A 15,484-nucleotide genomic window follows, 5' to 3' on the forward strand; every position below is an offset into this window, starting at 1 on the left:
CCCTACCTTAATCCAGCAAAGACAGGTGTTGCAAAATCTAAAAACACCGTCATGATCGCTTGAAGTGTTGCGTAAATGGCAATTATTCCCAAAGCCAGCACCAAAGGTTGTGCCACGAAGAAAAACTGCACTTGGGGCAAAAGTCGATTAATCAGACCAATGGAGATATAATAAAGCGTTCCGATAATAATAAAGGGCGCAGACATCTTTACGCCAATCATAAAACTTTGTGCCACAATATGAAGAATGCTTTGCGACATATCCTCAAGGGGAAAATAACCGGGTCGGATAATCTCAAAACTCTCAACCATTCCACGAATCATTAAATGGTGAAGATCCAGCACAAAAATCATAATCAGGGCCATCATTCCTAAAAAGGAGGACGTAACAGCAGCGTGATCACCTTGTGCAGGATTGAAAACCGAAGCATTCGCTAAGTTAATTTGAAATCCAATAATATTTCCGGCCACATCCATGGCAGACATCGCAATACGGGACAATGTCCCAATAAAAACACCAATTCCAAATTCAAGAAGAAGCGTTCCTAATGAAGCCGCACTTCCAATCTCTTGGGTGACAATCGAGCTACTGAGGACAGGTGTCATTACGAGAGAAAATAGCATAGCCATCAAAACTCGCATGCGCCCTAAAATATAATTTTCAGAAAATCCTGGAAGCACCATAAGAACGCCTGCAACCCTGCAAAACACTACCATATATGGCCAAAGCTCATTTAATAAAATGGGATTTAAAGTGGCCATAAATTAAGAACCGCTCTCAATGCCTGCAATTCTTTGAAAAATTTCATTTCCAAAATTTTCCATGGTCATACCCATAAAAGGAAGGAGAAGAATGAATGCGACAAAGATTGCCAAAATTTTAGGAACAAAGCTTAAAGTCATTTCCTGGATTTGAGTTAAGGCTTGAATGAGCGAAATAATAAAACCGACAATCAGCGCCACAAGCATGAGGGGTAAGCCCAACTTGAGCATGACCAAAACGCCTTCCCTGGCAATATCGATAACTTCAGCGCCAGTCATGGGATGTTCCTCACTTGTGTCATAGCCTTCCTCTAATTTAAAATATTGAGTTTAGAAATATAATGGCGCATAAAACAGACCAACACAGATTGCTTATAGCCCCCCATCTTAAGACATTTCTAGAGATTAGCAGAATTTCTTCTTGATGAAAACGCGCTCTTTTGCGTATGTAATATAAATAAAATTTTATTTTTGAGAGGGGGGTGGCCATGCGCAATTTAATCTTTAGTCTTACAGTTTTTGCCTTTTGCGGATTTTCTTTTGTGGGAAAATCTATGAATAATGATGAAGAAGATACAATTCCAAAAACACCCACCTTTACCAAAATCATTGGTTTTAATGTTCCCGCAGGTATAACTGTAGCCACTCAACCTTCTACGCCAGCTCAGGAAAAACCTCTTGTAACGACCCAAAAAGCCAGAACGATTCAAGAATATTATCTCTACGCCAAGAAAGACTTGAATATCAAATTCAGTTTTGGGAAAATGTTTTGATAAACGCTGAAAAATCAACCGGACAAAAGAGGACTAAACGTAGTAAAATTGCTCACGCCTCTAGTGTTGCCCAAGAGTTAAAAAATGACTTTGCAAAACTTAAGAAGAAAAAATACAAAAACATTGAAAACTAACGCACCTCTGCCTTTAAAACTGATACTGCAATGATTATTTTTTCATTTTAAGGCTTTCTTAAATTTTTTGTGTTTTTCTGGAGATCAAAGCATTTCCTCTTGATGAAACTTGCGCTTTTGTGCATGTAGATTCAGATGTTGATTTTTAAGAGGTGTCCATGCGTAATTTAATCTTCAGTCTCACAATCCTCACGTCAGGAGGATCTTCTTTTTCCGCAGACGCGATGTTCGGTAATGGTAAAAGTTGGCTTTGGGAGTCAACAGATGGCATTCCAACCCAACACGTTCCGATGAAGACATTTAACACTCAAACAAGATTTCATCCCTCATCCCTGCCCAATCAACCTATTTTTCCTGAAAAATTATTAGATCCAATGATCACTAATAGCCCCCCTAAACCAATTTTCCAAAAATCTTCATCGATTGATATTCAAAGCGCAAAAAAGACCAAATCTAAAAATAAGACTGAATTTGAGGAAAATGAAATCACAAAAAATAATAAACAAGATAATAAACAAGACTTTGAAGAGGATGATTTATTGTTTACCTTGGACGATGATGACAAAATACTCCCCCAAGAAGTAAATTCAGAAAAACCCCGATTTGACTTTAACTCTGATTCCGATGAAGAGGAAAAATCAATAAGCTCAGAAGATCAAGATACACTCAATCAGAAATTTTCAAAAATGTTCACCAATACACCGCCATCATTTAAACCAGAAAATAACCCTTACCGAAAAAAAGTAAACCCGTGGGGAGAATATTAACTCCCCCCCTCCTGGAGGTGGAGCTGCTGACGGCGGTAAGCTTCAACGATTTTGAAGGTTTCATCAGAAGGGGTACCCACCGCACGCAAAACTTCGGATGCCAGCTGCAAACTTGGCTCAAGAGTTTCTGGGACTACCAAAAGAGCACCTGAGTTTGAGAGTTTCTCATAATGCTGTTGATCACGAATTCGTACGCAAATGGGGATTTCTGGAAAATGCCGGCGAATGGTCATTACAGTCCTGACCGAGGACGTCATTTGCTTCAATGTTACAACAGCCGCACTGGCACTCTCGGCACCAATAGCGCGCAAAACCTCAAGGCGCCGTGCATCCCCAAAAAATACAGGCAATCCCTTAAGGCGCCCTTCTGTGACGCGCCGCATATCATTGTCAATGGCCACATAAGGGATGAGGCGTTCGGAAAGCATGTCCCCCACCATCTGTCCCACGCGACCGTATCCTGCGATAATCACATGACCTGAAAGTTCAGCCACTTCTTGGGGAGCTTGTTTAACATCGGCTTTGACTTCTGAGACTTCAAAGAACATGGCAAGTTTTTTTCCAAAAGTACTCAAAAGTGGCGTTAAGGCCATGGAAAGTCCTACCACCACAAAAAGGACGTCAGCGACACCTTGGGAAAGGAAATTATGGATCACATCGGGGGAGAAAATCACAAATACAAATTCGCCACCACCGGCCAGAAGCAAAGCGACACGAATAGCCGTTGATGTTCTCAATCCAAAAACGCGACAGAGGAAAAAGAGAATTACCGCTTTAACCAACAAAAGACTAAAGAGAACTGTCACCACAAGCGCAAAGTTACTTAAAAGCGTCTCCACATGGATTCCCATACCCACAGACATAAAAAAAACACCTAAAAGAAGCCCCCGAAAAGGCTCAATATCCGCCTCAATCTGATGGCGATATTCGGTTTCTGCCAAAAGAATGCCTGCCAAAAATGCGCCCAACTCCAATGACAGTCCCGCCACTTCCGTAAAAAAGCTTGTGCCCAACAATACCAAGAAGGTGGTGGCCATAAAAAGCTCAGGATTTCCAGTACTGGCCATTACGCGATAAAGAGGGCGAAACACAATGCGCCCGAGGAACACAATCAGAACAAGGGCTAAAATCGCCTTAAGGAACGAGAAGAGCAATTGAATCCAAACCGATTCCTCATTTTTACCAAAGGTCGCAATAATCACAAGCAGAAGGACAACAGCTAAATCTTGGAGAAGTAAAACGGCAAAAGCTGCACGACCGGATCTGGCACCTAACTCTTTCCGTTCGGAAAGAACTTGCAAAACAATGGCTGTGGAGGAAAGTGCCAACGCGCTTCCCACCAAAATGGCAGCCTTGGGGGCAAATCCAAAAAGAAGGGCCACGCTGATCATCACAAAGGCCGTGACCAAAACTTGTGAGATTCCCAGACCAAAGACGTATTTTCTTAAAGATTGAAGTCGTTGCCAGGGCAGCTCGAGCCCTATGGAAAAGAGCATCACAATCACGCCCAATTCACCCAAGAATCGTGCTTCATTCACATCGCGAATAAGACCCAAAACTGAAGGCCCAATTAGCATCCCTGCGACCAAATATCCCAAGACAGGACTGGCTTTCATGCGCCGAAAAATGAAGACAACACCAACGGCTGCAATTAAAAAAACAAGTATATTGTCAAGATATCCCGGTTGATCCAGCACGCGCGTCCCAAATATGAAGATTAATTATGAGTAAATGTTCTTTATGTTATACACGAAAAAAGACCAAAGAGGGAACTGTTGAAAATAAAAAAAATTTCCCAGCGCTCAAAAGTTATTCACATGTGCGTTAACACTCAAAAACACGAAAAAATGGTCAAGCGATTTTTTTTATTTTTTTTCTCAAGAGACCTCTTTACAAATGAAAACTTAGTATTTCTCTTACTTCTTTTTTTACTGCCTATTTTTTAGGCAAACAGATTGAGGGGCTTTAGAATCAATCCTTATTCTGGTTATCCCGTCAACTTTCCCCAAACTTATCCACAGGTTTCGTGGATTAATTCTTTTTTAAGGGTTCGTTAAGATTTGGGAGATCATTTCCAGGGAGGATTTCTTAATCTAATCAACGGAATTTAACATTCTAACCCAATCATAAATCTGTAAATAATTCCTTAAATTTTAAAATTATCACAACAGGAGACCAATACACAGCCCACCCCTGTCTGAGTTCAAATAGGGACGACACTTATTTTTGAGGCATTGATCTTTTGACAAACAAGCGTGTAGAATAATTCTAACAAAATTTGGCATAAGGTAAAAAGAAAGAACCATCATGCAGAATTTGGTACTTAGTGTCTTTTTTAGATCCTGATCCACAGAGGGGCTTGCTATCACAAGTCTCCTGTCAGGATGATAGGTTTTTTTAATATCGAACTCAAATAATTTATACCTCCATCCTCAAGGTAACTCCATCATGTCCCTTCCTGATCTTCTCCATAACCTTCCAGAGTTTACAGTTTCCAGTTTATCTCAGGCACTAAAACGCACTGTTGAATCCAGCTATTCCCGCGTGCGCCTGAAGGGTGAAATTTCAGGCCTTAAACAGCATTCCTCAGGACATGTGTATTTTTCCCTCAAGGACGAAAATGCTGTCATGGATGCAGTCTGTTGGCGAGGTACATTTTCAGGGCTCTCCATTCGTCCCCAAGATGGGATGGAGATTATTGCCACAGGCAAAATCACGACCTATCCTGGAAGATCGAAATATCAAATGGTCGTCGAATCCATTGAACTTGCGGGCGAAGGGGCACTTCTCAAATTACTCGAAGACCTTAAACGCAAACTCGCACAAGAAGGACTTTTTGAGGAAGGTCGAAAAAAGACAATTCCCCTTTTCCCCAAAATCATTGGTGTTGTTACCTCACCTACAGGGGCTGTGATTCGCGACATTTTGCATCGCCTTGCCGATCGCTTTCCCTCCCATGTGATTTTATGGCCCGTCCTCGTTCAAGGAGAAGGCGCGGCGGAGCAGATCGCAGCCGCCGTCCGTGGATTTCAAAATCAATCCCAAAGACCTGATGTGCTAATTGTGGGGCGCGGCGGCGGAAGCCTTGAAGATCTCTGGGCCTTTAATGAAGAAATTGTCGTGCGCGCTGTGGCTGATTCTCAAATCCCCGTGATCTCCGCCGTGGGACATGAGACCGATGTGACGTTGGTCGATTTTGCAGCCGATAAAAGAGCACCTACCCCTACCGCTGCGGCCGAATTTGCCGTTCCCGTCCGTCAATCTCTTATGGAGTATTTAGGGCAGAAAGAGAGCCGCATGAAGGCCATGTTGGGGATGGTTTTGCAACATACCACAGCACTTTTGTCTGGTCTTTCCCGGGGCCTTTTGGACCCACAAACCCTTATTCAAGACAAAACGCAGCGTCTCGATGATTGGACAGAGCGATTAATAGCTTCTCCTGCCCCCTTCTTTGAGAAAAGGCAGGATTACGTCCGACTTTTATCCGCCCGCCTTTCCCATCCAAAATCCATGACGGAAATGATGGGGATGAATTTGGAACATCTCGATTCACGCCTGAAGCCTGCCTATCATAATCTTCTTGAGCGTCTTCAAACACATCTGAATTCGTCGGGTCAGCTTTTGGCCAGCTATTCTTATGAGAAAACTCTTGAACGCGGCTTTGCCCTTGTCTTCGATTCGGAAAAACAATTGGCAGGACGCGTCACCCAAGTCACGCCGGGACAAGATTTGCATATCCGCTTTTACGATGGCGAGGTTTTGGTTACCCCTTTGGATAAGCATCCTTGATAAAAAACACCAAGATGGTACCAATCAGAAGGCCTAAAGGAATCGTGCTCATTGCAAATATAAAATCGGCTGTCGAATAAGCACGAACACCGTCAACAAATCCTCCCTGCCAGCTCAAATCCAAAAGCTTTCCAATGAAGGGCTGAAAAACAACACCGCTGATCATGCACATCATATTAAGAAATCCACCTGCAGTTGAGCTCACGGAAAGCGGATTGAGTTCGCATATAACGGTGAATATCAAAAATTGACTTCCTAAGAAAAATCCAGCACCCAATAAAAGCGCCAACAATGCTGTATAATTAAAGAAGTCTGAGGGAGAATAAAATACGATCGACATTAAGACAAAAGGAATGCTTGCAGCCAAAAATAAACTGACTTTATAGGATTTAAAATAATTCACGACCCATGAAACGCAAGGACCTCCCAACGCCACACCGGCATAAAAGACCATGATTGCCGAAGACGCATCATGCTTGGAAAAGCCATACTTTTGGATAAAAAAAGGCACACCCCAAAGATCTGCAAATCCAGAGAGAGGAACATACAAAAGCATTCCATAAAAGGCCAAAATCCAAGATTGGGGTTTTTTAATTATCAGCACAATACCTTCAATAATACCCAGTTTTTCAGGGTCAGGAGCATGATGGCTTGAGATATATTTTTTAAGTTCAGGAGAAGGTTCTGTATTCATGCAGAACCATGCCAGAAGACAAATTCCAATTCCAAAAGCGGCCAAAATCCAAAGGGCCTGCCGCCATCCCACAAGATCAATCAAAATCACGAGGGGCGTCCCTGCCACCAAAGCCCCCACAATACCTAAAAAGAGGGTCATTCCAATCACAAGCGGCAATTTTTGAGGAGGGAACATACTTGTTCCCGTTTTCAGGCAGCTTAAAAATCCAAATGCAGATCCCGCACCAATAATCAGGCGACCAATTCCTGCAATAAAGAGTGAGTCCGCCCAGGAAAAGAGGAGCGTTCCACCGGCACAAAAAAGCGCAGCCAAGGCCAACATTTTTTTGGTGCCCATCTTATCAATTAAAGTTCCTCCTGGCACTTGGAGCGCCGCATATCCATAATAATAAAGCCCTGTAAGCGTCCCCAAGGCGCACGCATCCACAGAAAACGCTTCCATCAATTCACCCGTCATGACATTCGGTGAGACCCGCAACAGAAATTGATAGGCGTAAAACATCGCCGCACACGCCCACACCAACCAGCTTTTGATGAGTGAGAAATGTGCTTTTTCTACTGTTAGGGTCGTCGTATTCATAAAGTGCTCGCAAGATTCTGTGTTCGATTATTCAATGCCGCAAGACTAGAAGAAAACGAAAGGACTACGCAAGGGCTTTATTGCTTTGAATCCCTTAAAACCTTGATACACGTCAATTTGTGTTGCTCAGATGGATGCGTCCCTCTCTCTAATTTTAGTGGCCCTTGCAAAGCATCTGGGAAATAAAATGATTTAAAATTCGGGAGCTTTTCTCCAAACGTAAGAGCAACCGTTGAAAAATCAGGAGAAATCGCAATGACTCCTTTTGATATTTGATCGCTCCAATGTTGAATACGATTCTTAAGATCTCTTTGCCATCCTTGTATGAGATTAATACAGCGCCAGCAACAATCATAATAAGTTGAAATTCCAAGAGCAATACCGTGCAAATGTATTTTTTTTGTCCCATTTTTTGTGAGCTGACTCAAATAGTTAGGGAGTTCATTTGCCAAATCTAATAGCATAATGGCTTCTGCGTCATTGGCATTCAATGTCCAATCCCCATTAACAATAGTTTCGCAAAGGACCGGAGTTAAAGTTTTTCCTAAAAACGTCCTACGCTCTTCTTTGTTTGCTTTCTTATATTCGCCTTGTTGAGACTCTGACAAAATATCTGTAAAAGCGTTAAAAAGTTTATTTCGTCTTTTAAATCCTTTTTGCTCTTCAAAAAAATGGCAGCCTGAAAAATATTTTTTACTTGAAAAAAACTCAACTGATTCGAATTTCTTAGGGGAACTTTCTTCTGCATAGTGGAATCGAATACGATAGCTCGCTAAGTTTGGGAACACTTCCCTTCTCGCAATTTTTTCTAATAATGCCAAATTATGAGGGTTTTCCATATCTGGAAATGAATAAGGGGTATTTTCAAAAGTATACGTTCGGTCTTTCTGTGCTCTCACAAAGCGCTTGTAGGCATAATCTTTCCACTCAAGAGACGTCTTATAAGGCACAACGGATAGCTGAGTATTCTTTTTATCTTTTTGAATGTTTACGTTCTCAATCTGAATATCCTCTAAGTCTTCTTCTGAGTTTACGTCACTCTCATCTAATTTATTTTCCCCTGATTCAAACACTTCATCTTCAGACATTTCATTTTTTATTTTATTTTCAGCGCTTTCTTCTTCAACAACCTTAATTTCTTGCTTTTGAGCAAACGTCTTTAAAGGTTCTTTTTTTAATTTTTGAGTTTTCGATTTCTTCTCATTTTTAACCGACTTCTTGGGTTGATTTTTTTTCTTAGATGGAGATTCGACTGGCTTCATTTGGTCAGGAAACATATCTTCAATAAAAGATTTGAAGATTTGAGTCGGCTCCTCAAGACACCCCTTAACAACTGCATTTTGAATATTAGGCTTTGAGTATAAATCCACTGCCTTTTTATCAGTTATAGAAGTAAGAAAGGAAGTTGATAAAAAACCAGTTCGATGCTTATTGGCCACTTTAGCAAGAACAAACTCATGATCTTGTGTCTGCAGAGGCTTATCAAAGTGAAAAAATTTGGAATCACAATGAAGACTCGCACATGCAGATAGTAAAGTCCGCTCTATGTTAAAGTAAAATAAAATAGAATTAAGTTCATAAATAACAGTTGGACATTTCAATATATTTTCATCAAGAAGGTAAAGAACCATACGATTAATTTGAACTGAGTCATTTTCCATAATTTCATCGCATCTAAATTCTTTCAAAAAATTAAAATAAAGCTTTTCTTCTTCATCTGTAAAATGAGTCACAAAATTGGAATAAATTATTTTTTCTCCCTCTTCCTCTTTAAAAGCCTGCGGATACTTCAGCTTAAGGTAGCCAAACACACTGTTCCATAAAGATTGTAAATTTTGCCTCACCACATAAATGGTTTGATTATAAAATTTCTGCATTTGCACCTCACTAGCGGGTGCTTTAGAAAACGTATCAAGGCAATTCAAAAAATAACAAACTAAATCCTTTTCAACCACATAGTCACACTTCAGGAGCGATAAGATCATAACCTCAGGAGTTAATAGGTCGCCTGTTAAATCTACTCTAAACTTACGCACATAATCAGTTTTTTTTGCAAAAAGAGCCTTTGTGTCCTTTTTGATTCCGTTCATTTGCACATATTGAAAAAGTTCCATCAGATGAGTTTTTCTATTTTCTATATCCTGACGAAGATCTTCAAAAGTCAGCGTTTCATTTGATTTAAGAGCCTTGATAGCGATAGAGTCTGTGTTCAGCTCAAACAACTCTTTCTCATATTGAAATTTCCCAGATAGAAGGCTTTGAGAGTAAAGACTTACAAAAACACACAAAATCAAATTAATAAACTTCATAACAATCACCATAAAAAACAATAATTAGTTATTATTTAATTTATTATATAAATATTGTCAATATTTTTAAAACTAATCTATCCAACGATTATGGAGCCAAAACCAAAGGTCGGGACGTTGATTAACCCATCGGTCAAGACATTGATTCACCTTTACCATAAAGTCATACGTATCTTGGTTAATGTCACCTATGGGAGTAAATTCAATAGGCTTTTCGAAATGAACGCGAAAGTAGGAATCATGAATGCGCTCAGCCCATGCGGGCACCACGGGGCAATTATAACGAATAGCCATGCGCGCAATAGCCGGTGCAGTCATAGCAGGGCGCCCTAAAAACGGAACTTCAATCCCCTCATTCAGTTTTTGATCCACAAGGATAAACAGGTGCCCACCTTGGCTGAGAAGTTTCATGATTTCTCTGCTGCCATTCCGGCCTTTACGAATAACTTTAGGGACGCATTGAAGTTGGCGCTTGAGCATTTCACGATCAGTCCAGGGGCTGTTGGCAGTGCGGTACAATTGGGTGAGTTCAAGTCCATGATCCGTTGCAAAATGAGTAATAGCTTGCCAATTTCCGATATGACCCGTGAAAATAATTCCGGGCTTTCCGTCGTCTCTCATTTGTAAGAAGTTCTCAAGACCTACGACTTCAATACGCTTGTCGCCCTCAGCTCCACGAAAATCTTGAGGGTTTGAGTACTCGGCAATAAGGCGCCCTGCGTTATCCCAAACGCCTTTGACGATAGCCTCAATTTCAGCATCATTGAAATGGGGATAAACTTTTTTGATATTGCGCCGCGCCGTTTGGCTGGCCTTGACATAGCGCCCCAAGCCATAGAAAAACCACGCGGCCGCACTTCCTGCTTTGTCCACGGGAAAAAGCCCACAAAGCCCACAAAAGGACCACGTCGCAAACCCTTCAATCCGCTGACGAATGGGTTTGAAGGCTTGAGACAAAAAATGGGCTAGTGGAGATTTTGGCTTACGAGCCATGATTTTAATTCCTCAGGATTTTCAAATTCAATTCCCACATTAATGATGTCGAGCTGATTACGATAAGATTCTGGCAGGCGCACTTCATCTTTGGCGGTTGTGACCAACTTAGCTCCTTTGTTGTGCGCAAAATTCAAAAGATGTTCAAGATCTTTTTCGTGATAAGGATGGTGATCGGGAAATTCCTTAAAATAAAGGACCTGAAATCCTTCCTCTTTTAAAGTTGCTAAAAACTTCTGATTAAACCCAAGGCCTGAAAAAGCAATGAGGGGAGAGTTTTTAAGTGACACCTCATATTGAGGCTTAAGTTTCGCATGAAAGGTTGGTTTTGAGAAATTTTCGTTTTCTTTTGAAACCCAAATAATCCCTTCCGCGCGCGCCATGCCTCTTCCAAAAAACTCACGCAAGGGACCTGAAGGAAAGACAAAACCATTGCCAAATTTTTGTTTCCCATCAACCACAATCAGCGAAAGATCTTTTTTGAGTTTTCGATTTTGATGGGCGTCATCTAAAAGAAGAATTGTGGCTCCCTCTTCTTTCGCCAAGCGCGCTGCATTTACGCGCAGATGATCCACCCAGGTGGGAGCGGCCTTAGCCAAAAGAAGGGGCTCATCTCCCACTTCATGATAGGCATGAATTTTGGGATCGACGCGAATAGGTCCCCTCGCCTTCCCCCCATATCCGCGTGTAATAATATGTGGCGTGTGCCCTATTTCTTTTAAAAGAGCGACAAGCGCAATTGTAGTAGGGGTTTTGCCAGATCCCCCCATGACAAGATTGCCAATACTAATAACGGGAAGCTCACATTTTTCCGGATGACGCAAGATCCCCAATCCAGCCTCAATTATCCCATATATAAACCCCAAAGGTGACAAGGCCCATGAAAGAAATCCTGGGCGTTCGTACCAAAACTTAGGCGCTTTCAGCATAGCGCCCTCGTGTGGGAGAAAGATGGGGAGATAAAAGTAATTTCAAAGCCGCAAGACCGCTCTTTCGTTCTTGTATCAATTTTTCGTCAATCTGAGCATTTTTCGTCTCAAGATTTTTCTTTAAAATGGTCGAAACTAATTCCTCAACATTTTGAATTTCTTCCGCACATCCCTCATTTTTCAAAAATTGAAAAAGCGCAGGATTCGAAAATGTATGGGGCCCATGAATCACATAAGATCCCAATTGCGCTGCCTCAAGTGGGTTATGTCCTCCTTTGGAAATTAACGTAGCTCCCACAAAAGAGAGGTTTGAAAGTTTATAAAAAAGACCCATTTCCCCAAATGTGTCAGCCAAATAAATATCCGTCTCAGGCATGAGTTTTTCGCCAAGGGAACGTTGCGCACAACGAAACCCTTCTCCTTCTGCGCGTACCCGCATTTCACTAGCGCGCTCAGGATGCCGAGGAACAAGAATGGTGAGAAGTTGGGGATAGGTATCCTTCAATTTTTTGTGCGCTGTGATCATCACCTCATCTTCACCAGGATGAATATTAGCCGCACACCAATGAGGTCGCCCTTGAATTTCAGTCTCAAGTTTTTGAAGGGCCTTTTCTTCATAAAGGAGAGGTTCCCCCAAAAGTTTGAGGTTTGGCATCACCTCTACGAAGGGCGCACCTAAATCCTGAAAGCGCTGTTGGTCTTCGATCGTTTGAGCCCCCACAAGTGCCATTTTCTCAAGCATGGGCGAGATTAAAGACGGTAACATTTTCCAACGCTGATAACTTCTTTTGGAAAGCTTAGCGTTTAAAATAAGAGTAGGAATCCCGCGCTCTTGCGTTAATGTAAGAGTATTGGGCCAAAGCTCAGACTCCACTCCAATGGACAAATCTGGCTCCCATACTTCCAAAAACCGTGTCACAACTTGAGGCAAATCGAGAGGGGCATATTGGTGCATCACACAATCAGGAAGACGCCCCTCCATCACTTTGGCTGAGGTCACCGTACCCGTTGTGAGCAATAATTGAGCTTGAGGACATTCCTCATGCAGGGCTTTTAAAAGAGGCAATGTCGAAGCCGCCTCCCCAACGCTAACCGCATGAACCCAAATTAAGGGACGTGTCATATCTCTCTTTAAATTTGAATAGCCCCATCGCTCTTGAGAGCGAAGAGAGTCTTCTTTGCCACGACGAAGACGTTCTAAAAAATAAAGCCGCACGAGGGGCGTGAGCGCCCAACTGAGAGATCTGTAAACGTTCAGCGCCAAACTCACTTAAGGAAGTTCTCCCTCATTATTGACATGCCCGCACAGGATGTCCGCCTGATGATTGGCGTCATTAAGACGCTTTTCCAGCTCTTGTCGTAACTCTTCATCGGACAAGAGCGAATCTTTGACAACCAAAGGCTCGGCCATCACAAAAACACCGCGACTAAAAGGAAAAGGAATATAAAAGCGATCCCACGACCTTAACCATTTCCCTCTAGTCGTCGAATAACCCACGGGAAAAATCACACATCCCGAAAGACGCGCAATTTGAATCACACTAATTTTTGCTTGAAACCTAGGGCCTTTGGGGCCATCGGGAGTAATCCCAACAGATTCGCCTTTTTCAAGAATACTCAAAATCTTACGCGTTGCCTCAACACCACCGCGGGTTGAGGAACCCTTCACGATTCCAAATCCGAAATGTTGGGTCGCATAATTGATAATCTCACCATCGGGATGACTGGAAACCAGCATATGGAATTTATGAGCGCCGTACCACACTTTGAGCATCATCAAAAGACGCCCATGCCAAAAGCATCCAATCACAGGAACGCCCAGATCCCAATAATGTTGGAATCCTTCTCGACCCACAAAAGTCCAAGGAGAGGTCCACCACACAATGCGAACATAGGTGGAAATTAAGCGCGAGATAATACGTCTGACAACGACGGATTTACGAATTTTCTTTAAAATACTCATCGGTTGTTAAGAGGCTTTTTGTTGAGTTTCACCCGCAAATTGCATTTCCACAAGGCGAGCATAGGTTTTCTTATTTTTCATCAAATCTTCGTGTTTCCCCACTTCCGTGACACGTCCATCTTCGATAACGTAAATGGAATCAGCATCCATAACCGTTGACAAACGGTGGGCAATCACAAGAGTTGTGCGCCCCTCCATCAAACGATTCAGAGCCGCTTGAACTTGACGTTCAGATTCAGTATCAAGTGCAGACGTAGCCTCATCCAGAAGAAGAACGGGGGCATTCTTGAGCATTGCTCTTGCAATAGATAGGCGCTGGCGCTGACCTCCTGAAAGGCGGATGCCTTGCTCTCCCACAATGGTATCGTATCCTTGTGGAAGGGCTAAAATGAATTCATGGGCTGCCGCCAAAGTTGCCGCTTTTACGATGTCTTCTTCTTTTGCTCCCATACGACCATAGGCAATATTGGCGCGGACCGTATCGTCAAAAAGAATAACTTCTTGGCTCACCAGCGCAATTTGAGAGCGCAATGAACTCATCGTAACATCGCGAATATCGAGACCATCAATTGTAATTTTACCTTCGTTCACATCGTAAAATCGGGGAATCATATTCATGAGTGTGGATTTCCCGCCACCACTCGGCCCCACAAGGGCAATGCGTTTTCCGCCAGGAATTTTGATATTAATATCCATCAAGGCTTTTTTGCCGGAAGGATAATTAAAACTCACTTTTGAAATTTCAATATTGCCTTTAGCTACCAAAAGAAGTTGGGCATCTTTTTTATCTTTAAGGGTGGGTTTCATATCGAGTGCCTCAAAAACGCGGACAGCCGCGGCCAACCCTTCTTGTAAATTGGCATTGAGATTGGCAATACGCTTTAAAGGCTCGTACGCCAATAAAAGAGCTGTGATAAAAGAAATAAATGTTCCTGTAGTGCGATCGCCATGAATAACCTGAAGACCGCCATAAAGAATCACTGTGACAATGGCAATCCCGCCGAGAGTTTCCATAATAGGATGAGAAGCCGCCCGCGTCCGCCCAGATTTAATCACAAGCTGACACAATGTATCGATAACCACATTGGCACGACCGCGCTCATAGCTTTCCATTGCGTAGGATTTCACAATGCGAACACCTTGAAAGACTTGATTCAATAAAATATTGAAAGTGGCCATTTCGACTTGGGTATTGCCTGAGACTTTTCTCATTTTTTTACCAATCTTCACAATGGGAAGAATGGCAACGGGAAAGACGAAAAAGGCAATGGCAGCCAAATTAAAATCTTGATAAAACATGAGGCCGACTAAGAAAATCAAGGAGAGCGTATCTTTTCCAAGGCTCGTAAGAGAGTTAGTCACAGCCGAGCGCATCATGTTCACATCGTTCGTAAAACGCGACACCAATTCACCTGAGGACCGTGCGTGAAAGTACGCCAAGTCTGAGTCCAAAAAATGAGAGAAAAGGCGCTTTTGAATGTCGGCAATAATCTTTTGCCCCACATAAACCATGCTCATAGAGTCACCAAACCCGGAAAGGCCTTTGAGAACAAAAACCGTAAATACGGTTGCAGCTACAATCCAAAGCATGTCCTCATTTCTGACAAAAAAGACATCATCAAAAAGGGGTTCTAACATCTTAGCCAGAGCCGCCGTCATGCTGGCGGAAATTCCCATACAAAATAGCCCAAAGAAAATAATTTTTTTGTATTTTGAGATGTGCTCGCGCCACAACCTCTCAACCAAAGGTCGCGTTGATTTATCAGATAAACTTTTTAAAAGCGCCATAG

The 15,484-nt window shown here is 42.3% G+C and carries 13 protein-coding genes; 3 read left to right on the forward strand and 10 right to left on the reverse strand.

The genetic code is table 11. The features are described from left to right. Positions 1-2: 2 nt before the first annotated feature. Complete coding sequence (locus Bealeia2_RS07430) at positions 3-716, reverse strand: flagellar biosynthetic protein FliR (RefSeq protein ID WP_331256414.1); 714 nt, start codon at positions 714-716, stop codon at positions 3-5. A gap of 48 nt (positions 717-764) precedes the next feature. Beyond that, on the reverse strand, positions 765-1,040 hold the full coding sequence (gene fliQ, locus Bealeia2_RS07435; RefSeq protein WP_331256415.1) for a flagellar biosynthesis protein FliQ: 276 nt from the start codon (positions 1,038-1,040) through the stop codon (positions 765-767). Between the two features lie 209 nt (positions 1,041-1,249). Between fliQ and Bealeia2_RS07440 the strand changes: the two genes are divergently transcribed. Both Bealeia2_RS07440 and Bealeia2_RS07445 read left to right on the forward strand, forming a co-directional pair. Then, complete coding sequence (locus tag Bealeia2_RS07440) at positions 1,250-1,534, forward strand: hypothetical protein (protein WP_331256416.1); 285 nt, start codon at positions 1,250-1,252, stop codon at positions 1,532-1,534. A gap of 292 nt (positions 1,535-1,826) precedes the next feature. Continuing rightward, positions 1,827-2,435, forward strand: a complete 609-nt coding sequence (locus Bealeia2_RS07445; RefSeq protein WP_331256417.1) for a hypothetical protein — start codon at positions 1,827-1,829, stop codon at positions 2,433-2,435. Here Bealeia2_RS07445 and Bealeia2_RS07450 read toward each other — a convergent pair. Beyond that, a complete protein-coding gene (locus Bealeia2_RS07450; protein WP_331256418.1) occupies positions 2,432-4,132 on the reverse strand; it encodes a monovalent cation:proton antiporter-2 (CPA2) family protein in 1,701 nt (566 codons plus the stop codon). The two genes, Bealeia2_RS07445 and Bealeia2_RS07450, sit on opposite strands and share 4 nt — an antisense overlap. A 751-nt stretch (positions 4,133-4,883) precedes the next feature. Between Bealeia2_RS07450 and xseA the strand changes: the two genes are divergently transcribed. Then, positions 4,884-6,224, forward strand: a complete 1,341-nt coding sequence (xseA, locus tag Bealeia2_RS07455) for an exodeoxyribonuclease VII large subunit (protein WP_331256419.1) — start codon at positions 4,884-4,886, stop codon at positions 6,222-6,224. Here the strand turns inward: xseA and Bealeia2_RS07460 are convergent. The 7 genes from Bealeia2_RS07460 to Bealeia2_RS07490 all read right to left on the reverse strand — a co-directional run bounded on the left by Bealeia2_RS07460 (position 6,199) and on the right by Bealeia2_RS07490 (position 15,482). Then, positions 6,199-7,500 (reverse strand): MFS transporter, encoded by a 1,302-nt coding sequence (locus Bealeia2_RS07460; protein ID WP_331256420.1) that lies wholly within the window; start codon positions 7,498-7,500, stop codon positions 6,199-6,201. The two genes, xseA and Bealeia2_RS07460, sit on opposite strands and share 26 nt — an antisense overlap. Positions 7,501-7,577: 77 nt before the next feature. Further along, positions 7,578-9,809 carry a hypothetical protein gene (locus tag Bealeia2_RS07465; RefSeq protein ID WP_331256421.1) on the reverse strand — a complete coding sequence of 744 codons (2,232 nt, stop codon included), beginning with the start codon at positions 9,807-9,809 and terminating at the stop codon, positions 7,578-7,580. A 72-nt stretch (positions 9,810-9,881) separates the two neighbouring features. Continuing rightward, on the reverse strand, positions 9,882-10,802 hold the full coding sequence (locus Bealeia2_RS07470) for a lysophospholipid acyltransferase family protein (RefSeq protein ID WP_331256422.1): 921 nt from the start codon (positions 10,800-10,802) through the stop codon (positions 9,882-9,884). Beyond that, positions 10,775-11,731: a tetraacyldisaccharide 4'-kinase gene (lpxK, locus tag Bealeia2_RS07475; RefSeq protein WP_331256423.1), complete on the reverse strand. Its 957-nt coding sequence runs from the start codon at positions 11,729-11,731 to the stop codon at positions 10,775-10,777. The genes Bealeia2_RS07470 and lpxK overlap by 28 nt, the downstream gene beginning before the upstream one ends. After that, entirely contained in the window at positions 11,715-13,001 is a 1,287-nt protein-coding gene (locus Bealeia2_RS07480) for a 3-deoxy-D-manno-octulosonic acid transferase (protein ID WP_331256424.1), read from the reverse strand. The genes lpxK and Bealeia2_RS07480 overlap by 17 nt, the downstream gene beginning before the upstream one ends. Beyond that, entirely contained in the window at positions 13,002-13,694 is a 693-nt protein-coding gene (locus tag Bealeia2_RS07485) for a lysophospholipid acyltransferase family protein (protein ID WP_331256425.1), read from the reverse strand. A 6-nt stretch (positions 13,695-13,700) separates the two neighbouring features. Next, positions 13,701-15,482 (reverse strand): ABC transporter ATP-binding protein, encoded by a 1,782-nt coding sequence (locus tag Bealeia2_RS07490; RefSeq protein ID WP_331256426.1) that lies wholly within the window; start codon positions 15,480-15,482, stop codon positions 13,701-13,703. Positions 15,483-15,484: the final 2 nt, after the last annotated feature.

Origin of the sequence: Candidatus Bealeia paramacronuclearis, assembly GCF_035607555.1 — a bacterium.
In the GTDB taxonomy this organism is placed as follows: domain Bacteria; phylum Pseudomonadota; class Alphaproteobacteria; order UBA9655; family UBA9655; genus Bealeia; species Bealeia paramacronuclearis.

Coding starts and splice junctions, on each gene's coding strand:
- Bealeia2_RS07485 (WP_331256425.1), bottom strand. CDS start 13,694: ATGAGTATTTTAAAGAAAATTCGTAAATCCGTCGTTGTCAGACGTATT.
- fliQ (WP_331256415.1), bottom strand. CDS start 1,040: ATGACTGGCGCTGAAGTTATCGATATTGCCAGGGAAGGCGTTTTGGTC.
- Bealeia2_RS07430 (WP_331256414.1), bottom strand. CDS start 716: ATGGTAGTGTTTTGCAGGGTTGCAGGCGTTCTTATGGTGCTTCCAGGA.
- xseA (WP_331256419.1), top strand. CDS start 4,884: ATGTCCCTTCCTGATCTTCTCCATAACCTTCCAGAGTTTACAGTTTCC.
- Bealeia2_RS07440 (WP_331256416.1), top strand. CDS start 1,250: ATGCGCAATTTAATCTTTAGTCTTACAGTTTTTGCCTTTTGCGGATTT.
- lpxK (WP_331256423.1), bottom strand. CDS start 11,731: ATGCTGAAAGCGCCTAAGTTTTGGTACGAACGCCCAGGATTTCTTTCA.
- Bealeia2_RS07470 (WP_331256422.1), bottom strand. CDS start 10,802: ATGGCTCGTAAGCCAAAATCTCCACTAGCCCATTTTTTGTCTCAAGCC.
- Bealeia2_RS07460 (WP_331256420.1), bottom strand. CDS start 7,500: ATGAATACGACGACCCTAACAGTAGAAAAAGCACATTTCTCACTCATC.
- Bealeia2_RS07465 (WP_331256421.1), bottom strand. CDS start 9,809: ATGAAGTTTATTAATTTGATTTTGTGTGTTTTTGTAAGTCTTTACTCT.
- Bealeia2_RS07490 (WP_331256426.1), bottom strand. CDS start 15,482: ATGGCGCTTTTAAAAAGTTTATCTGATAAATCAACGCGACCTTTGGTT.
- Bealeia2_RS07445 (WP_331256417.1), top strand. CDS start 1,827: ATGCGTAATTTAATCTTCAGTCTCACAATCCTCACGTCAGGAGGATCT.